The 19,283-nt window shown below is 58.5% G+C and carries 14 protein-coding genes and 1 tRNA gene; 2 read left to right on the top strand and 13 right to left on the bottom strand.

Annotation, left to right across the window (positions count from 1 at the left end):
- Window positions 1–93: 93 nt before the first annotated feature.
- The 13 genes from QLG07_RS04720 to QLG07_RS04660 form a co-directional block, all read right to left on the bottom strand.
- Complete coding sequence (locus QLG07_RS04720) at window positions 94–1,758, bottom strand: ABC transporter ATP-binding protein (RefSeq protein ID WP_187497258.1); 1,665 nt, start codon at window positions 1,756–1,758, stop codon at window positions 94–96.
- A complete protein-coding gene (locus tag QLG07_RS04715) occupies window positions 1,755–2,609 on the bottom strand; it encodes an ABC transporter permease (RefSeq protein ID WP_282468611.1) in 855 nt (284 codons plus the stop codon). The genes QLG07_RS04720 and QLG07_RS04715 overlap by 4 nt, the downstream gene beginning before the upstream one ends.
- Window positions 2,609–3,562, bottom strand: coding sequence for an ABC transporter permease (locus QLG07_RS04710; protein WP_282468610.1), 954 nt, complete (start codon window positions 3,560–3,562; stop codon window positions 2,609–2,611). The genes QLG07_RS04715 and QLG07_RS04710 overlap by 1 nt, the downstream gene beginning before the upstream one ends.
- Before the next feature lie 28 nt (window positions 3,563–3,590).
- On the bottom strand, window positions 3,591–5,195 hold the full coding sequence (locus tag QLG07_RS04705) for an ABC transporter substrate-binding protein (protein WP_191150151.1): 1,605 nt from the start codon (window positions 5,193–5,195) through the stop codon (window positions 3,591–3,593).
- Window positions 5,196–5,229: 34 nt separating this feature from the next.
- A complete protein-coding gene (locus QLG07_RS04700; RefSeq protein WP_048915652.1) occupies window positions 5,230–6,507 on the bottom strand; it encodes an FAD-binding oxidoreductase in 1,278 nt (425 codons plus the stop codon).
- Window positions 6,508–6,526: 19 nt separating this feature from the next.
- Window positions 6,527–7,195 carry a haloacid dehalogenase type II gene (locus QLG07_RS04695; protein ID WP_282468609.1) on the bottom strand — a complete coding sequence of 223 codons (669 nt, stop codon included), beginning with the start codon at window positions 7,193–7,195 and terminating at the stop codon, window positions 6,527–6,529.
- Window positions 7,196–7,238: 43 nt separating this feature from the next.
- Window positions 7,239–8,708: an aldehyde dehydrogenase family protein gene (locus tag QLG07_RS04690; RefSeq protein ID WP_282468608.1), complete on the bottom strand. Its 1,470-nt coding sequence runs from the start codon at window positions 8,706–8,708 to the stop codon at window positions 7,239–7,241.
- A 357-nt stretch (window positions 8,709–9,065) separates the two neighbouring features.
- Window positions 9,066–10,523, bottom strand: coding sequence for an NAD-dependent succinate-semialdehyde dehydrogenase (locus tag QLG07_RS04685; protein WP_048915650.1), 1,458 nt, complete (start codon window positions 10,521–10,523; stop codon window positions 9,066–9,068).
- 394 nt (window positions 10,524–10,917) lie between these two features.
- Window positions 10,918–11,874, bottom strand: coding sequence for an HTH-type transcriptional regulator Cbl (gene cbl, locus QLG07_RS04680; RefSeq protein WP_048915649.1), 957 nt, complete (start codon window positions 11,872–11,874; stop codon window positions 10,918–10,920).
- 147 nt (window positions 11,875–12,021) lie between these two features.
- Window positions 12,022–12,939 carry a nitrogen assimilation transcriptional regulator NAC gene (gene nac, locus QLG07_RS04675; RefSeq protein ID WP_133623367.1) on the bottom strand — a complete coding sequence of 306 codons (918 nt, stop codon included), beginning with the start codon at window positions 12,937–12,939 and terminating at the stop codon, window positions 12,022–12,024.
- A gap of 347 nt (window positions 12,940–13,286) precedes the next feature.
- Window positions 13,287–14,318 (bottom strand): ABC transporter permease, encoded by a 1,032-nt coding sequence (locus tag QLG07_RS04670; RefSeq protein ID WP_133623366.1) that lies wholly within the window; start codon window positions 14,316–14,318, stop codon window positions 13,287–13,289.
- A gap of 18 nt (window positions 14,319–14,336) precedes the next feature.
- Window positions 14,337–15,821 (bottom strand): sugar ABC transporter ATP-binding protein, encoded by a 1,485-nt coding sequence (locus QLG07_RS04665; protein WP_048915644.1) that lies wholly within the window; start codon window positions 15,819–15,821, stop codon window positions 14,337–14,339.
- A gap of 32 nt (window positions 15,822–15,853) precedes the next feature.
- Entirely contained in the window at window positions 15,854–16,777 is a 924-nt protein-coding gene (locus QLG07_RS04660) for a sugar ABC transporter substrate-binding protein (RefSeq protein WP_048915643.1), read from the bottom strand.
- Between the two features lie 512 nt (window positions 16,778–17,289).
- Between QLG07_RS04660 and QLG07_RS04655 the strand changes: the two genes are divergently transcribed.
- Together QLG07_RS04655 and QLG07_RS04650 are read left to right on the top strand one after the other, a co-directional pair.
- Window positions 17,290–17,365, top strand: a tRNA-Asn gene (locus QLG07_RS04655).
- Between the two features lie 181 nt (window positions 17,366–17,546).
- Window positions 17,547–19,277 carry a ShlB/FhaC/HecB family hemolysin secretion/activation protein gene (locus QLG07_RS04650; RefSeq protein ID WP_282468607.1) on the top strand — a complete coding sequence of 577 codons (1,731 nt, stop codon included), beginning with the start codon at window positions 17,547–17,549 and terminating at the stop codon, window positions 19,275–19,277.
- Window positions 19,278–19,283: the final 6 nt, after the last annotated feature.

Below are 19,283 nucleotides of genomic sequence, written 5' to 3'. Positions count from 1 at the left end.
TCCTTACCTGAAAATTTTTTTATTGCGGGCGAGGCATGCCTCGCCCCTACAGAGTGTGGCGTAGGGGTCAGGCACGCCTGACCCGCTCCGGGTCTACAACGCGATATCGCTCTCCTGGTGCTCGTCGAGCCAGCCCTGGCGCAGCTCCGGTACCGCGCGCTTCAGGCGCTCATAGTACAGCTCGCTTGACGGCTTGTCGTAATCGGCGCGCGCCACCTGGGTGACCATGCGGCCATTTTTTACCACGATAATTTCGTCGCACACCGAGCGCACCGCGTGCAGGTCGTGGCTGATAAACAGCACCGACAGGCCCAGCTCGCGGCGCAGCTCGGTAATCAGATCCAGCACCGCCGCCGCTACCACGGTATCCAGCGCCGAGGTCACCTCATCACAGAGGATCAGGTCCGGCTCGGCGGCCAGCGCGCGCGCCAGATTGACGCGCTGCTTCTGCCCACCGGACAGCGACCACGGCTTGCGCCACAGCACGTTGCGCGGCAGGCGTACCAGGTCGAGTAGCTGGAACATCCGCCGCTCCAGCGCTGCACCGCGCAGCCCGTGGAACAGCTTCAGCGGGCGCTTGAGAATGGTCTCGATAGTGTGCGCCGGGTTGAGCGCGGTATCCGCCATCTGGAACACGTACTGAATGCGGCGCAGCTCGTTTTCCGGGCGCTGGTGCATATCCCCGGCAATATAGTGGCCGTTAAACAGAATATGGCCGCCGCTCGGCTTGTTCATTCCGGCTATCGCGTGCGCCAGCGTGGTTTTGCCGGAGCCGGACTCGCCGATAATGCCAATCGCCTGGCCGCGATAGAGCTTGAAGTTAATCTCTTCGAGGATCTTAATCTTCGGCTGCCCTTCGCCGTCGAGCGGGCCGTACCCGGCGCTGAGGTCGCGCACCTGCAGCAGCGGCTGCACGTTCTCATCCTGCTCCTGCCACGGGCTGGGGCGCGTTTTCTGCTTCGCCGCCTCCAGCAGCAGATGGCTGTACTCCGCCACCGGGGCGCGCAGCAGCTGCTCTGTGGTGCCGTATTCGGCGATATTGCCCTTTAGCAGCACCAGGATTTTATCCGCCATCTGCGCCACTACCGCCAGGTCGTGGCTGACGTAAATGGCGGTGGTGCCACGCTGGCGCACCACGCGGCGGAAGGCCTTCAGCACCTCCACCTGGGTTGTCACGTCGAGCGCGGTGGTCGGTTCATCGAGGATCACCACCTCCGGGTCGCTAATCAGCGCCATCGCCGTCATCAGGCGCTGTAGCTGCCCGCCGGAGACCTGATGCGGATAGCGGTCACCGATGGTTTCCGGGTTGGGCAGCGCCAGTTCGCGGAACAGCTCAATCGCTTTGGTTTCAGCAGCGGCGCGGCTCATCACCCCGTGGATCACCACCGGCTCGACCACCTGGTCCATGATCTTCATCGCCGGGTTAAACGAGGCCGCGGCACTCTGGGCGATGTAGGCTACCTTGTTGCCGCGAAACTGGCACAGCTGCGCGGGGGTTAATGAGGTGACATCGGTTCCGGCCACGTGCACGGTGCCGCCCGCAATCTTGCAGCCGTGGCGGGCATAGCCCATCAGCGCCAGCGCAATGGTGGTTTTGCCAGAGCCGGACTCACCGATCAGCGCCAGCACTTCGCCCTTCTGCACGGTGAAACGAATATCGGAAACCAGGCTTAACTCATGGCCGTCGTCAGCGCTGGCGGTGACGCGCAGGTTCTCGACCGACACCATCGGGGTGGAGGCGTGTGGCGTAATATTCATGCAACCCCCTTAGCGACTACGATTAATGAACGCATTGACTGTAAGCTGTCGATAAACAGGTTGGCGCCGATAGTCAGGCTGGCAATCGCCACCGCCGGCATCAGCACCGCCGGGGAGCCGTCAAACAGCCCCTGCAAGTTTTCACGTACCAGCGTGCCCCAGTCGGCATAAGGCGGCTGAACCCCAAGGCCAAGGAAGCTCAGGCCGCTGAGCAGCAGCACGATATAGACGAAACGCAGGCCGAAGTCGGTGAGCATCGGGTGCAGCATATTCGGCAGGATGTCGTGGATAGCAACGTACAGGCGGCTTTCACCGCGCAGGCGCGAGGCCTGCACGTAATCCATTGAACGCAGGTTCGAGGCCATGGCATAGGCGATACGGTAGGCGCCCGGCCAGTAGGTAAACACCGCGGTGATAATCAGCATCGGCAGCGACGAGCCAAACACCGCAACGATCATCAGCGCCAGAATTTTGCCCGGTAGCACCAGCATCGCGTCGTTGATGCGCCCCAGCACCTCCTCCAGCCAGCGCCCGGCGACCGCCGCCAGCAGCGCCAGCAGCGTACCAACCAGGCTCGCCAGCAGCGCGGCACTGAGCGCCAGGCCGATAGAGTAGCGCGCGCCGAACAGAATACGGCTGAAGATGTCGCGCCCGAGGTAATCGGTGCCGAACCAGAACTCGCGGCTGAAGTCGCCGAACAGCGGACCGCCGCCGATATCCTCAAGATTGTGCGGCGCCAGCGCGGTGCCGAATACCGCCATCACGATCCAGAACAGGGTGATCAGCAGGCCAATACGCCCGCTGACGGAGAGAGATTGAAAAAAGCGCCACGGCAGCGTGAGTGTGTTCATCAGCCCCTCCACTTAGGATTGAATGCAATAGTCAGGACGTCAGCAATCATCAGCAGTACCAGGTAGCAGACGGCGAAGAACATCACGCACAGCTGCACCACCGGCAGGTCGCGGTTGCTCACCGCATCAACCATCTGGCTGGCCAGCCCCGGATAACTGAAGATACTTTCGATAATTATCACCCCGCCAAACAGGTAGGAGAGGCTGAGGGAGATGGCGTTAGCAATCGGTCCGACCGCGTTGGGCAGCGCATGGCGCAGCATGGCACGCAGTGGGGAGACACCTTTCAGCAACGTCATCTCCAGGTACGGGCTGTCCATCTGGTTGACGATCGCGGCACGCGTCATGCGCGCCATCTGCGCCACCACCACGCAGCACAGGGTCATCACCGGCAGCGCGAAGGTGCGCAGGAAGCCGAGAAAATCCTGATGCGTGGAGCCGAGCGACATCGCCGGCACCCAGTGCAGCTTAACGGCGAAGATGATCACCGCCACGGTCGCCACCAGGAACTCCGGCACCGCGACCACTGCCATGGTGCTGACCACCAGCGCCCGGTCCAGCAGCGAGCCGCGCTTCATTGCGGCAGTGATGCCGATGATCAGCGCGACCGGCACCGAGACCAGGGTGGTGGTCGCCGCCAGCTGGAAGGTGGCAGGAATACGCTGCGCCACCAGCTGGGTCACCGGCAGGTTACTGGCAAACGATGTACCGAAATCACCATGAAGCATTCCGAATAGCCAGCTGAAATAGCGCATCAGCAGCGGCTGGTCGAGCCCGAGCTGCTGGCGCAGCGCCGCCACCGTTTCTGCGGTCGCCGACTGGCCAAGGATCATCTGCGCCGCATCGCCCGGCAGCATGCTGGTAATGAAAAATACCAGCGCTGAGACGATAAAGAGCGTAAGTAAACCCGACCCTATTCGCCGGAGTATCAGTATGAGAATGTACCGGTTCATCGCCGTTCTCCTGCTCAGTGTGTAGAGATTAAGCCGACAGCCACGCGAACTCATGGAAGCGGTAACCCATCATCATGCCCGATGGCCAGGCCTCCACCCCTTTCACCTTATTGCTACAGCCATCCATGGTGCTGATAAAGGCCGGGATCAGGGTGCCGCAGTTGTCGTACACCAGCTGCTGCATGTCGCCATACATCTGCTTGCGCTTCGCCTGGTCGCTTTCGCCGCGGGCGGCGCTCAGCAGCTGATCGAACTGGGCGTTTTTCCAGCCGGATTCGTTCCAGGGCGCCGAGGACTGGTAAAACTGCGAGAACAGCATATCCAGCGTCGGGCGCGGGTTAATTGAGCCGTAGCCGACCGGATCTTTCATCCAGTGCGCCGACCAGTAGCCGTCATACGGCACGCGGCGCACCGCAACGTTGAGACCCGCACTACGGGCAATCTGCTGCAGCAGCTGGCCGCCTTCTACCGCCCCTTCGATATTTGGCGTGGTGATCACTTCCACCTTCGCGCCGACCATATTGGCTTTTTTCAGGTGGAATTTCGCTTTGTCGAGATCCAGCGGGCGCTGCGGGATATCCTTATTGAACATCGGGTGCCACGGCGGAACCGGGGTATCGTTACCGACGGTACCAAAGCCCTGCAGCACGGTTTTCACGATCATTTCACGCGGCTGCAGATACTTCATTGCCAGCACGAAATCTGGGTTGCTGCCCGGCGCTTTATCGGTGCGAATAATCAGGTCGCTGTACATGCCGGACTTGCTCTCCATGATGGTGAACTGCCCGTTCTGCTTCAGGCGTTTCACATCGTTAGCGGAGAGCGTAGAGACGATATGCAGGTCGCCGGACATCAGCGCATTGACGCGCGCCGCCGGATCGGTGACGCCCATCAGCTCCACTTCGTCGAGGTGCGGCAGGCCCGGCTTCCAGTAATTTTTGTTCTTCGCGCCCAGGGTACGCACACCCGGCTGGAACGCCTTCAGGACGAACGGCCCGGTGCCGATGGCTTTGCTGAAGTCTTTGGTGCCGTCCTGCACAATCAGGAACGAGCTGGTGGCGAGGATTGACGGCAGGTCAACGTTGGCCTGCTCCAGCACGATCGAGACCTCGGTCGGGCTGACCGCTTTAATCTCTTTCATCTGGCTGGCGAGGGTGATCACCGTCGAGGCCACCGCCGGATCTTTATGGCGGCTGAGCGAGTAAACCACATCGGCGGCGCTCAGGGCTTTGCCGTCGTGGAAGGTGACGCCCGGGCGCAGTTTGATGCGCCAGTTGATACCGTCGGTACTGTCAAATGACTCCGCCAGCGCGGGCTGCGCCTTGAGGTTTTTATCCAGCTCGGTCAGGCCGCTGTAGAACATAAACTGGCGGCAGTAGTCGCCGCTGTTGCTGCCTTTGGCCGGGTCGAGGGTATCGCTGGCTGAGGCATTCGCCACCGCCGCACGCAGCTTGCCGCCCATTACCGGGGTTTCCGCCGCGAAGCTGAACTCCGGGAAGCCGATCAGGCCGGTACTCATCACCGCGCCGGCGGACAGCAGCTTCATCATGCCGCGTCGTGAAATGGCAACATCCGTTATCGCCTGGGTCAAATTCGGGTTAACGCGGCTAAATTCTTTGCGAAATTTACTCATCTGCACACCCTCAAAATCGTTATGGTTGAAATCGTTAAGAGAAGCGATCCTTCGCCTTATAGTAGAGACCCGCGACAGGCAGGAACCACGGTTTGCCAAAGTAGCCGGGAACCGCAGGCCAGGCGCTGCGCTGCCAGGGATTGTTATTGGCTTTTTCTGCAACCAGGTCCGCCATGACCCGGCCCATCCACACTGACATCTGGGTACCGTGCCCGCTGTAGCCGAGCGAATAGAACACCCCTTCGTGCTCACCCGCGTGCGGCAGGCGGTCGGCAGTCATATCCACCAGCCCGCCCCAGCAGTAATCAATCGGTACATCACCCAACGCCGGGAACATTTTCTGCATGCCGGCTTTCAGCACATCGCCGCTTTTGGCGTCGGAGGTCGGGCTGCTGACGGCGAAGCGCGCCCGTCCGCCAAACACCAGACGCCGATCGGCGGTGGTGCGGATATAGTTGCCCAGATTGAGCGACGTGACGTAGGTACGGTCACCCGGCAGGATCTGCTGTAATAAAGAGTCGGGCAGCGGTGCGGTGACGGTAACAAAGCTGCCGACCGGAATGATGCGGCGCTGGAACCAGTCAAACGGACCGATGTTGGAGCAGCCGGTGGCCATCAGCACTTTTTCAGCGACGATATCGCCCTGCGCGGTGCTGACGCGGTGACGGTAGCCGTTGAGGCGCGTCAGGCCGGTAACGGCACGCTGCGGATAGATGGCGGCGCCGGCGCGGGCAGCGGCTTCGGCCAGCCCCACGCCGAATTTGCCCATGTGCATCTGCCCACCGTGGCGCTGTAACAGCCCGCCGTGGAAGGCGGGCGAGTCGATTTCCCGCTTCACATCGTCGGCACTGAGGATTTCAACATCCGGGTCGACGTGGCGTTTCATCATCTCGCACGCCGCCACCAGCGACGGCAGGTGTGAGGCCTTGCTGGCCAGCTTCAGCTTGCCGCAGCGGCGGAAGTCGCAGTCGATCTGTTCGTCAGCCACCACGCTCTGCACGTAATCGACCGCATCGGCGAACGCCCGGTAGTAGCGCGTCGCCTGCTCCACGCCCTGGCTCTCCACCAGTGCCGAAAAGTTCTGCGCCACCCCGGTGTTACAGTGGCCGCCGTTGCGGCCGGATGCCTGGCTCATCACCTCGCCCGCTTCCAGCACCACCACGTTCACCCCGCTGCGCGCCAGGTTCAGCGCCGCCGAGATGCCGGTAAAACCACCGCCAATTACCACCACATCGGCGGTGGCAGGCAGGTCGCCTGTCGCTGCACCGGTGAATGCGGGTGCCGTTGCCTGCCAGAATGATTCCAGTTTCATCGCTCTGCTCCTCTGAGGCTTACAGCCCTACTACGCCAGGAAGTCCGCCAATATCTTTAATCTCGGTGTACTCGTAGGCCGGGTTGCCCGGGCCGTGACCGCGATTAACAAACACTTTGTTTTTGATGCCGAGGTCATAGGCGGTCATCAGGTCATAACGCAGGCTGCTGGAGACGTGCAGGATCTCTTCCGGCCCGCAGTTCAGCTTGTTGAGCATGTACTCGAAGCCCTTCATCTGCGGCTTATAGGCACCGACCTCTTCGGCGGTGATCGTCATGTGGATCGGGGCGCCGAGGCGCGGCACATGATTTTTGATCAGCTCATCGGTGGAGTTGGTCAGCAGCACCAGCGGAAATTCTTTGGCAACAGTGGCCAGGCCTGCCGGCACGTCGGGATGCGGCCCCCAGGTTGCGCAGGCGGTCATCACTGCAGCACAATCCTGGTCAGTACACTCCACGCCCCATTTGTTGCAGGTGCGGTACAGCGCGTTAGCCACCACCAGCGGATAGAGCTTAAATGCGCCCAGCACTTCATCCATGCGGTAGTGAGAGAAGTCGATGGTGAAGGCCTCCATACGGTCCGGGCTGACGCGATCGGCGAACACGGCGGCGGCGGCACCGGCCATGTCGAAGTTGATCAGCGTGCCGTAACAGTCGAAGGTGATGTATTTCGGTTTAAACACAGCCATTACGCTACCTCTTTAGAGTTCGGTTTATGGATGAAATCAGTGACTAGAAGTCGATCAGTACGCTTTTGTATCGCTGGCAGGCTTCGAACGCCTGGCGGCCCAGATCTTTGCCGATGCCGGAGCCGTGGAAGCCGCCGGTCGGAATAATGAAGTCGCCGGAGCGGCCATAACGGTTGATCCACACGGTGCCAGCGGCAATGCCGCGCATCGCCCGCAGCGCACGATCAATATTTTTGGTGTGTACCCCGGCGCACAGGCCGTAGGTGGGGTGGGAAGCCAGCGCCAGGCCTTCGGCTTCCTCATCGAAAATCTGCACGGTGAGCACCGGACCAAAGATCTCCTCCTGCACCGCCGGGTTATCGTTGGTCACCCCCGCCAGCAGCGTCGGCTGCCAGAAATAGCCCTCTCCGGTATCTGCAAAGCGCTGCCCGCCCACCAGTACTTCCGCACCCTGCTGGCGTGCGCTGCTGACCACCGATTCGACCTTCGCCGCCTGGCGCTGGTCAATCATCGGCGCATAGCGGCTGCTTTCGTCCCAGGTCACTCCGGCGCGGAAGCCCTGGCACAGCGCAATCAGTTTGCTAATCAGCGCGTCGTGCACGCCGCGCTGCACAATCAGGCGGGTTCCGGCCACGCAGGCCTGGCCGCCGTTGGCGGTGAAGCCGCGCAGGATGCGCCCGGCCACTTCGCCAATATCGCCGCAGTCGTCAAACACCAGCTGCGGGCTTTTGCCGCCCAGCTCCAGCGTGACCGGCTTCATGCCGTTAAACGCCGCGTCACTCATAATGCGTGCGCCGGTGGCGGTTGAACCGGTAAAAGAGACTTTGCGCACCAGCGGATGCGCCACCAGCGCGCTGCCGGTAACCGCCCCGCCGCCCTGGATAATATTAAGCACCCCGGCTGGCAGGCCCGCCTGCACCGCCAGCTCCGCCATGCGCACGGTGGAGAACGGCGTCAGCTCGGAAGGTTTCAGCACCACGGCATTTCCTGCTGCCAGCGCCGGACCGCATTTCCATGAGGCCATCGACAGCGGGAAGTTCCATGGCGTAATCGCCCCGATCACCCCGTAAGGCTCCGGCACCAGCATGCCGAGACTGGCATCGCGCGTCGGCAGCACGTCACCGCTGTATTTGTCGGCACACTCGGCGTAGAAGCGAATCGCTTCGGCAGTAAAGGGGATCTCGTGATTAACCACGTCATAGATCGGGCGGGTAGAGCCAAGCGACTCCAGCTGTGCCAGCAGCGGATCGGACTCAATCAGGTCCGCCCAGCGCGTCAGTACTGCAGCGCGCTGGCGCGGCGGGCAGCTGGCCCAGCCGCTGGCGCGTGCGGCGCTATCCGCCACGCTGACCGCTTCATCGACCAGCGCCGCATCCGCCTGGTACACCTCCCCCGCCAGCAGGCCATCGGAAGGACGCTTGACCGCCAGCTGCTCACCCTGCCCGCGAATATGCTGACCATTAATGAAATGTCCTGCGGGAAGTGCAATTTTATCCGGGTTAAAACTGAGCATGGTGTGTTCCTTATTTAGCCTGCTAACTAATGCTTTCTGGTACTGAGTAATATTGCATTTGTATTAAGCAATGCAGAAAGTATGCCAGCCCTGGGAAAAAATAATAATGCGTAAAAGCGGGGTGAAAAAAATTTTGTGCCGTAATGACGGTGGTTTTTCTCCAGTTAAGCCGACTATTTAAATAGATGATTTTCATCACAAAACGAATGCACCAGCGCGGTGAATCCGGTACTAAACTTGCACCAATTCAGCGCGGACGTTTTGTCAGGCTTTCATTAAGCCACGGGTTTATTTATAAAAAAGGCCCGCACCTTTTCGGGTGCAGGCCTTTTTTAACGCTTAAACTTTATTTAGCTTTTAAAGACTGCCGAAATGAAACGCTTTTGATTCGAGATATTCTTCAATGCCGTAGCGCGAGCCTTCGCGCCCGACGCCGGAGAGTTTAATTCCACCAAACGGCGCCACTTCTAAAGAAACAGAGCCGGTATTAAAACCGACCATACCAAATTCCAGCGACTCTCCCACTCGCCATGCGCGGCGAATATCTTCGGTGAAGAAATAAGCCCCAAGACCGTAAGGGGTATCATTCGCCATATTTATCGCTTCTTCTTCTGTGTCAAAAATAAACAGCGGTGCGACCGGGCCAAAGGTCTCTTCATCGGCAATGCGCATGGCGCGGGTAACGCCGCCAAGCACCGTCGGCGCCACGAAGGTGCCGTTACCGTTGCTGATGCCGCCGGTTAACAGCTCGGCGCCGTGGCTGAGCGCATCTTCAATATGGCCGTTCACTTTGCTTACCGCCGCCGCGTTGATCAGCGGGCCGATGGTGCTGCCGTCGGCAAAACCATCGCCCACTTTCAGCTTCGCCACCTCTTCCAGCAGGCGGGCGGCAAAGCGCGGGTAGATAGTACGCTGAACCAGAATGCGGTTGGCGCAGACGCAGGTTTGCCCGGCGTTGCGGAATTTACTCATCATCACCCCGCTGATAGCAATCTCGAGGTCGGCATCGTCAAAGACGATCAGCGGCGCGTTACCGCCCAGCTCGAGGCTCAGGCGCTTAATGCTGTCCGCGCTCTGCTGCATCAGCAGCTGGCCGATGCGCGTCGAGCCGGTGAAGGAGATTTTCCGCACCGTGCGGCTGCCGGTCAGGGTTTCGCCAATCTCTTTGGGTAAGCCGGTGACAATCTGCAATACCCCAGCCGGGATGCCTGCGCGCTGCGCCAGTGCAATCAGCGCCAGCGCCGACAGCGGGGTCAGCTCCGACGGCTTAACGATGATCGGGCAGCCTGCGGCCAGCGCCGGGGCAACCTTGCGGGTGATCATCGCAATCGGGAAGTTCCACGGGGTAATGGCGGCGGCGACGCCAACCGGCTGCTTCAGCACCAGGATACGGCGGTCATCGCTCGGTGCCGGAATGGTGTCGCCATAAATGCGGCGAGCTTCTTCGGCAAACCACTTCACAAAACCCGCGCCGTACAGCACTTCGCCCCTGGCTTCCGCCAGCGGTTTGCCCTGCTCGGCGGTCATGATGGTGGCCAGGTCGTCAGCATTGTCGAGGATCAGCTGATGCCATTTTTCCAGCAGCAGCGCACGCTGTGCGTTCGGCGTCTTCGCCCAGCTTTTACGTGCCGCATCGGCAAAGGCTATCGCCTGCTCGGTTTCCTGAGCGCCGAGCGCCGGAATAGTACAGAGCACTTCACCGGTTGACGGGTTGGTGACCGGCAGCGTTTCGCCGTTGAGCGCGCCCTGCCATTCACCGTTAAAAAAAGCCTGCTGGCGCAGCAGAGTAGCGTCCTGTAAACGTTGTGCGAGCATAGCGTCTCCTTAATAAGTTCATTTCACTTTAACGGAGGCGCGGCAATCAATGCTGCGTTATCACAGTGTGGGGAGCGCGCGGAAAGGGGTTTTCGCCGGGGAAACGAAATTTTATGCCGTGGCCGGTGTCATCGCCATCACCTGTAGGGGTTGACCTTCTTTTTCGGTCAACCCGCTGTGTGAAAGGACTGTCTGTGAACACCGTATTTTTGTAGGGGTTGACCTTCTTTTCCGGTCAACCCGCTGTGTGAAAGGGCCGATCGAAAAAGAGGATCGGCCCCTACTGTCTGTGCACCGTATTTTTGTAGGGGTTGACCCTCTTTTCCGGTCAACCCGCTGTGTGAAAGGGCCAATCGAAAAAGAGGATCGGCCCCTGCTGTTCTGCGATTTGCCGTTAAATCTGGAAATCGATCACCGTTTCCTCTTCGTTCAGCGACAGTGCCTGGCGCTTGATCTCTTCCAGTGACAGATTGGCGTTGCACAGCTCGAGGAACTGCCAGACAAAATTACGCTGCAGCTGGCCGCGCTTCAGGCCCAGCCACACGGTGTTTGACTCAAACAGATGGCGCGCTTCCAGCCGGGTGAGCTGCGAATGCTCATCCAGCTGGCAGGCCTGATCGGCCAGAATCCCCACGCCTAATCCCAGTTCAACATAGGTTTTCACCACGTCGGAGTCCTGGGCGCTCAGCACAATATCCGGCTTCAGGCTGGCACTGTGGAAGGCGCGATCCACGCGGGAGCGCCCGGTGATCCCCTGGCGGTAGGTGATCAGCGGATAACGGCTGAGCGCCGCCAGGGAAACCGGCTGCTGCTGCTCCAGCTCGTGCCCTTTCGGCACCAGCAGCGCGTGATGCCAGCTGAACCACGGGAAAGCCGCCAGCGCCGGGTTGTTGACCACCTGCTCGCTGGCGATGCCGATATCCGCCTCCCCCGCCACCAGCATTGAGACGATCTCCTGCGGAGAACCCTGGTTGAGTTCGAGACGGACATTCGGATAGAGCGCGCGGAAGGCCTTGATCACTTTCGGCAGACTATAGCGTGCCTGGGTGTGGGTGGTGGCGATGGTGAGGACGCCGCTCGATTCGTTAGTAAAGACATCGGCCAGGCGACGGACTTTTCCAGCTTCATCCAGAATGCGTTCGGCAATGGTCAGCAGAGCTTTACCCGGTTCGGTCATGCCGAGCAGGCGTTTGCCGCGGCGGATAAAAATCTCTACGCCCAGTTCATCTTCTAAATCACGTATATGGCGGCTGACTCCAGACTGGGAGGTGAACAGCGCATTAGCCACTTCGGTGAGATTAAACTCGCAGCGTGCCGCTTCCTTAATGATTTTAAGTTGCTGAAAATTCACGTGCGTTCCTCTCTCGGTTATCTGCTGGTTTACATCATGTTAAGGATGCAAATTGATAGCAACAAATAATAAAAAGAGGTTTTATATGCTTTTTAGCGATAAGGCGGGCGGTGAGGCGCGCGACTGCGCGCCCGGCACAAAGGGGAGTTAACTGACCAGCATCAGCTCGCGATCTTCCACCACCGGCTTATTAAGCAGCGACAGCAGAATGTTTTTCACCGCCTGCGCCGACGGCGACAGGGGTTCACGGGCAGAGACGTTAAGAGAGAGCGGCAGGTTCAGCGTCGGGCTGGTAATCCGCGCCATCCAGGCATTGGTCGAGCTGACCAGCGCGCGCGCCGCGGACTCTGGCAATACCGTCGCCCCCATACCGCTGGAAACTGCCGAGGTCAGCGTGGCGATGGACTCTATCTCACCGATAATACGCGCGCTGAGGCGGCGCAGGGAGAATGCTTCATCAACCCGTTTGCGCACGGCGCTGTAGTCACGCGGCAGGAACAGGTTCATCTCGGCAACGTCGGCGAGATCGATGCTTTGCCCCGGACAGGCGCTGGCGCCCACCAGATATAATTCCTCTTTCATCAGCGCAATGCTGGTGATGCCGGCCGTCGGCGCACGATCGTACAGCACCGCCATGTCAAGCTGCCCATTCATCACTTTTTCGTTTAGTGAAGCCCCGCTGTTTTCGTGTAAGTACACCAGCACGTCCGGGAACTGTTCACGCACGGTTTGCAGCAGCGGCATGGTCAGTGAGGAGGCGGCCGTACCCGGCGCGAGGCCAATCGAGACCTGCCCGCTCAGCGCCTGCCCGGCATTAATTACCGCAGTCTGTGCCTGCTCGCACTGGCGTAAAATCGTGCGAGCGTGGGAATAGAGGATTTTACCCGCTTCGGTAGGCGTCACGCCGCGCTTGGTGCGGATCAGCAGCTGCTGGTCCAGTTCATTTTCCAGCGTGGCCACCTGCTGGCTCAGCGCAGGCTGTGCAATATGCAGGACTTCTGCAGCCTGAGTCAGGCTGCCGATGTCGACGATTTTTACGAAATACTTCAGTCGTCTTAAGTTCATAATGCCTCCGTCGCGTATCCCCGAATGCCAGCAGCGCTGGCGGTTTATAATAAGTTTTCACTCTGACCCAATCAGGATTGCAAGCGGCGTGCCAGAATTTTCCTAACGGCTTGCCGCTCAGGTAAAGGGGGCGCTAACAGGCGGTAAAATAAGAGAATCTGATTACCGCTGGCGCAGAGATTAATGAGATTGATATCTGGCAGGTCAGAGCAGTTGACGGGATTGCACGCCGATGGTGCAGAAAATGCGTTGAGGATGTGCAGGTCTCTGGCGTATGTGTAGAGAGGTCGTATCCATCTTAAGGGTCGACCGGACCAAAAGGTCGACCCCTGCAATTTTGTAGCCTGTTAGCGTTTTTTACGGTTGCGGTACATATCAATCGATACTGCGGCGACAATAATCATCCCTTTGATAATGTCCTGCACGTAGGCATCGACACCGACGAAGGTAAAGCCGCTCTTGATCAGGCCGAGGATCACCGCACCGATCAGCGTGCCGGTAATGCGCCCGACGCCACCCATCAGACTTGAGCCACCAATAACCGCCGCAGCGATGGCATCCAGCTCGTAGCCCAGGCCCATACTTGACTGCCCGCTGCTGACGCGCGCCGCCAGCACCACCCCGGCCAGGCCGGACAGCCCACCGGCAATGGTGTAGACAATAATCAGATACTTATTGACGTTAATACCGGAAACTTTGGCGGAAACCATATTGCCGCCGATGGCGTAGACATATTTACCGTAGCGGGTGTGTTTCAGCGCGATATGGAAGATAACCGCGACAACCAGGAAGATAATCACCGGCATTGCACCCTGACCGATGGAGGTAAAGCCGTCGGACAGGAAGCTGATAGGGTTACCCTGGGTGTAATACTGTGCCAGACCGCGAGCGGAAACCATCATCCCCAGCGTGGCGATAAATGGCGGGATGCCGGTTTTGGTGATCAGCACGCCGTTAACGATACCGCACAGGATGCCCACCCCGATCCCCGCCCCTATCGGCAGTACCGCCGGCATATCCACCAGTGACGGGAACATGGGCGAGAGGCTTTCCGAGGTTTGTGCCAGGCTGGCCGCAACCACCGCCGTCAGCGCAATGACCGAGCCGGAGGATAAATCGATACCGGTAGTAATAATGACCTGCGTTACCCCCACCGCGATAATCCCGATAATGGCTACCTGCAGCACAATCAGCACCAGGCGGTTCGGGTTCATCAGAAATGACTGATCGCGTACATACCAGCCGAAGGCTTCAAAAATCAGCGCGATACCCACCATCACCACAAAAATACCGGTATCTTTGGGCAGCTTGCTTTTAACATTATCAAAAAACGATGGCGCTTCAGCCGACTGTTGCGTTGTCATTTTCATCTCACTCATGTTGTTTACCTCACGCCCTTATTCGGACGCCAATGACAAAATGGTTTCCTGGTCGGCGTCTTCTTTATCGAGGATGCCGGTAATACGTCCACCGTGCATCACCATCACGCGGTCACTCATACCGATGATTTCCGGCAGTTCAGAGGAGACCATAATGATGGCGACGCCCCGGCTCGCCAGTTCGCTGATCAGGCGGTAGATCTCCGCCTTCGCACCGACGTCAATGCCACGGGTAGGTTCGTCAAGGATAAGGATTTTCGGCTGTGCCAGCAGCCAGCGGGCGATTAACACCTTCTGCTGATTACCGCCGCTGAGGTTGTTAATAATCTGGTCCATGGTCGGCGTCTTGATATTCAGGCGCTTAATCTGTTCCAGGCAGTCTTTCGCCATATTGCCATGATTGACGAAGCCGCCTTTGGCGCTGTAGTCAGTCATTTTGACGATGCTCATGTTCTCCATCACCGACAGCACAAGGAACAGGCCCGACTTCTTACGGTCTTCCGTCAGGAAGGCGAGGCCTTTTTCAATCGCGCTGGCCGGGGAATCGATGGTGGTCGGTACGCCGTCGATCAGGATCTCACCGCTGTCTGTCGAGGTCATACCAAACAGGCTTTCCATCACTTCACTGCGGCCGGCACCCACCAGCCCGGCGACGCCGAGGATCTCACCGCGGCGCACGCTGAAGCTGATGTCCTGGAATACCCCGTTGCGCGTCAGATTGCGCACCGTCAGCACATCTTCACCGATATTGCTGTCAGTTTTCGGGAACAGCTGAGTGAGCTCACGCCCGACCATCTGGGTAATCAGCGACTGACGCGTGTAGTTGGCCGTCTCGTTACTGCCGACCCATGCGCCGTCACGGAACACGCTGACTTCATCGGTAATGGCAAAAATTTCATCCATTTTGTGGCTGATATAGATGATGGCTTTTCCCTGCGAACGCAGGTCACGAATAATGGTGAACAGATGCGCCACTTCGGTTTCCGTCAGTGCCGATGTCGGTTCATCCATAATGACGATGTCTGAGTTCCACGACACCGCTTTGGCGATCTCCACCATCTGCTGGGAGGCGATACTGAGATCGCCCACCATCTGCTCGGGACGCAGGCGAATATTCAGCTTAACCAGCAGATCTTTGGTTAGGCGGTTGAGCTTGCCGTGGTCAACGAAGCCGAATTTCATCGGCTCGCGACCCAGCCAGATATTTTCGGCGACCGTCATATGCGGTACCAGATTCAGCTCCTGGTGGATCATGGAAATTCCCGAACGCAGCGCATCCAGCGTGTCGGTAAACTGCACGGGTTCACCCTTAATGCGGATCAGCCCCTCATCGGGACGGTAGATCCCAATGAGGCACTTCATTAAGGTGGATTTCCCCGCACCATTCTCCCCCATCAGAGCATGCACCGTTCCCGGCTTGATTCGAAACGAGACGTTACTTAACGCCTTAACGCCCGGGAAAAATTTGCTGATGCCTTCGGCTTCTAGCGCATATGCGGTCATTTACTACCTCCGTACAACCGGTTCAGAGAACGTTATTTCTGGTTTTTACTGGTGAACTTCTCGTAGTTCTCTTTGGTGATCAGCTGGAAGGGAATATCAACAATCGGCTGCACTTTCTCACCTTTCACCAGCTTCACAGCGGTCTGTACGGCACCTTCGCCCTGACCTTTAGCGTCCTGGAATACGCTGGCAACCATCTTGCCGTTCTTAATCATCTGCAACGCATCCGGTGTACCATCGACGCCCGCCACCAGGATGTTATTAGGGTTTTTACCTAATGCCTGCAGCGCACCAATCGCCATTTCGTCGTTGTTTGACGCAATCGCCTGGATATCATCACCCGCGGTCAGCCAGTTACTGGTGACGTCTACCGCATCGTTACGGGTGAATTTCGCGGTTTGTTTCTGTACCACTTTCAGGCCAGGATATTTCGCCACAATGGCTTCCACGCCTTTGGTACGCTCGCGCGTGGCTTCGTTGGCGAGGTCACCTAACAGAATGGCGACGTTACCCTTGTAGTTCATGCGTTTTGCCAGCGCTTCCATCTGCAGGCGGCCTGCCAGCTCGGAGTCAGAACCGACGAAGGCCATTTTGCCGGTCAGGGTAGTGGCGGGTTTGCGGTTGACGAACACCAGCGGGATGCCGGCTTTGGTGGTGAGATCAACAATGGGTTTAACGGCGTTGGTATCTACCGGGTTAACGATGATGGCATCGACGCCCTGGCCGATGAAGTTTTGAACCTGTTGCAGCTGCTGTGCGACATCGCCTTTAGCGTCTTCTACCTGGCCTTTAACATTCTCTGCCTTCATCTCATTGTTGATTGAGTTGCGCACGATAGTTAAAAAGTTGTCATCAAACAGTGCCATAGAGACGCCAATCTGGAGATCTTTGGCAAAGCTGGTGACAGGTAACATACACACTAACAGTGACGCTAAAATTGTTTTTTTCACGTTCATGGCAAAGCCCTTATTATCGTTAGCATGCGAAGGTTCGCTGATACGGCGAATGAAAAATTTCTTTTACATTCACTCAACTTCACCGACGGCTTTATTAAAATGTAGGGGGTGACTATTTCGGGTAATACTCTCTTTCAGGGTACGGCTAAACGGGTCTGTCTTTTATTTATATAAACAACAGGTTAGTTAAAACTCACACCACCTTCTTTGCGCATCCCCGCTGGCGTCATCGCAAAACAGTTTTTTTGTTTCATAATCACACCAACTGAAACTTTCACTATGAAAGCATCGAAACGCATGTTTTAAAATCAGCAAATAACAAAAATTTGACACACCTCTAACATCGGCAAGGGAAAGGCGGGAAAGTGAGATCTGGCGCAGAGATTGAGGAACGAGCAGAAATAAAGGAAAAGTATCAGAACGCTGCTTTTGTCAGCAAACGCACTCAGGTTGTCGATTGGTACTTTGACATTTCGCAGGCACGCCGTTAACATGCGCCCCGTTCACACGATTCCTCTGTAGTTCAGTCGGTAGAACGGCGGACTGTTAATCCGTATGTCACTGGTTCGAGTCCAGTCAGAGGAGCCAAATTCTATTCTCATCGCACTGTATGCATCCTGTTGCTATCCAGGTTCAACAAGCCCGCGTGAAAAACCTCCCGATGTTTCTTTGATCTCCCCTCTCCCCAAAAAATTGCTTGATTTACCCGCTGCCTGCTCAGTAACCTGTCGCAGTTCACACACCATTAAACTTTATGAAACGGATTTTCATGAAACGGACTTTTCCTGCGGACGTCTGTCCACCCAAGACGCTGAGACGCATTCTCGCCGGGCTGCTCTTCGCTGGCGCTTCCCCGTTACTGGCTGCCACGCCATCCGACGCGCCCGACCGGGCTGCTTCCGCTATTGACGCGCGCGAACAGCAGCGCCAGCAAGAGCGCGAGCGCGCCCTGCAAAGCCAAAATAACCCGCAGTCCGATGTGCGCCTTGCCCGCCCTGAGCTTGAGCGAACCCAATATCCCGCTGATGAGCACCCCTGTTTTACCATCAACCGCATCGCCCTGGTCGGTGAGTCTGCCGGGCGTTTTCAGTGGGCGCTGAAAGCCGCCGCTGACGCCAAAGGGCGCTGCCTGGGCGGCCAGGGCATTGTGCTGGTCATTAATCAGGTGCAAAACGCCATACTGGCTAAAGGCTGGGTCACCACCCGCGTGATGGCGCAGGAGCAGGACCTGACCACCGGCGTGCTGACCCTGACCCTGCAGCCCGGGCGCATCGGGGAGATTCGCTTTGAGCAACCCGTTTCGTGGCGCGGGCGGCTGTGGAACGCCCTCCCCGCCTCATCGGGCGACATGTTGAATCTACGCGACATTGAGCAGGGGCTGGAGAATTTCCGGCGGGTGCCCAGCGCCGCGGCCGATATCAAAATCGTCCCCGGCAGGCAAGATGCCACCAGCGACCTGCTGGTCAACTGGCAGGAAGCCCGGCCGGTGCGGCTTAGCCTGGGGCTGGATGACAGCGGCTCTAAAAGTACCGGGCGGTATCTGGGTTCCGCCACGTTAGCCCTTGATGCCCCCTTTGCGCAGAACGACCTCTTTTACGCCAACGTGGGTAAAGATCTGTTCCAGCACGGGCCGTTTGGCAACCGCTCGCACACCCTGAACTACTTTTTCCCGCTGGGCTACTGGGGTGTTGCCGCCAATTACAACGACTACACCTACCACCAGAATATCCCCAACGCCAACGAAGTGCTGCGTTACAGCGGTAAAAGCGACAACGCTCAGCTGACGCTCTCCCGGCTGCTGTACCGCGACCAGTCGCACAAGATCACGCTCAACCTGCGCGGCTACCGCAGGCACTCGACTAACGCCGTAAACGACATCGATATCGAACAGCAGAAGCGGCGCACCGCCGGCTGGGAGCTGGGGCTTAACCAGCGCAGCTACCTTGGGACCACCACTCTGGACGCAAATATCAGCTGGCGGCGCGGGACCGGCGCGTTCAACGCCCTTCCCGCCCCGGAAGAGTCGCGTCATGAAGGCAGCGCTCGCACGGGGATCGTGCTCGGGGACCTGGGTATCAATCAGCCCTTTACCCTGGGTGGGCAACCGTGGCGGATTTACACCAGCCTGCGCGGGCAGTGGAGCCCGAACGCGCTGACGCCCCAGGAGCGCATGGCGATTGCCGGACGTTACACGGTGCGCGGCTTTGACGGCGAACAGGTGCTGTCCGGGGAAAAAGGCCTGCTCTGGCGTAACGATATCGCCTGGAACGTATTCGCACGCGGCCACGAGCTCTACCTCGCGGCCGACTATGGGCGGGTAGACGGCCCGGGTACCCGATACCTGGTCGGTCACCAGCTTGCGGGCAGCGCGGTTGGCGTACGCGGCGCGCTGTGGGGCCGGTTCAGTTATGACCTGTTTGCCGGCCTGCCGATCTACAAGCCAGCAGGCTTCCACACCTCGGGTGCCACGGCAGGCTTTAGCGTTAATCTGGAAATCTGAAACCCG

The sequence above is a fragment of the Erwinia sp. V90_4 genome (assembly GCF_029967685.1).
In the GTDB taxonomy this organism is placed as follows: Bacteria; Pseudomonadota; Gammaproteobacteria; order Enterobacterales; family Enterobacteriaceae; genus Erwinia; species Erwinia aphidicola.
Note: the sequence above shows the minus strand (reverse complement) of the source record. Positions and strands in the feature narration are given on the sequence as shown.

Coding starts and splice junctions, on each gene's coding strand:
- QLG07_RS04720 (WP_187497258.1), bottom strand. CDS start 1,758: ATGAATATTACGCCACACGCCTCCACCCCGATGGTGTCGGTCGAGAAC.
- QLG07_RS04715 (WP_282468611.1), bottom strand. CDS start 2,609: ATGAACACACTCACGCTGCCGTGGCGCTTTTTTCAATCTCTCTCCGTC.
- QLG07_RS04710 (WP_282468610.1), bottom strand. CDS start 3,562: ATGAACCGGTACATTCTCATACTGATACTCCGGCGAATAGGGTCGGGT.
- QLG07_RS04705 (WP_191150151.1), bottom strand. CDS start 5,195: ATGAGTAAATTTCGCAAAGAATTTAGCCGCGTTAACCCGAATTTGACC.
- QLG07_RS04700 (WP_048915652.1), bottom strand. CDS start 6,507: ATGAAACTGGAATCATTCTGGCAGGCAACGGCACCCGCATTCACCGGT.
- QLG07_RS04695 (WP_282468609.1), bottom strand. CDS start 7,195: ATGGCTGTGTTTAAACCGAAATACATCACCTTCGACTGTTACGGCACG.
- QLG07_RS04690 (WP_282468608.1), bottom strand. CDS start 8,708: ATGCTCAGTTTTAACCCGGATAAAATTGCACTTCCCGCAGGACATTTC.
- QLG07_RS04685 (WP_048915650.1), bottom strand. CDS start 10,523: ATGCTCGCACAACGTTTACAGGACGCTACTCTGCTGCGCCAGCAGGCT.
- nac (WP_133623367.1), bottom strand. CDS start 12,939: ATGAACTTAAGACGACTGAAGTATTTCGTAAAAATCGTCGACATCGGC.
- QLG07_RS04670 (WP_133623366.1), bottom strand. CDS start 14,318: ATGAGTGAGATGAAAATGACAACGCAACAGTCGGCTGAAGCGCCATCG.
- QLG07_RS04665 (WP_048915644.1), bottom strand. CDS start 15,821: ATGACCGCATATGCGCTAGAAGCCGAAGGCATCAGCAAATTTTTCCCG.
- QLG07_RS04660 (WP_048915643.1), bottom strand. CDS start 16,777: ATGAACGTGAAAAAAACAATTTTAGCGTCACTGTTAGTGTGTATGTTA.
- QLG07_RS04650 (WP_282468607.1), top strand. CDS start 17,547: ATGAAACGGACTTTTCCTGCGGACGTCTGTCCACCCAAGACGCTGAGA.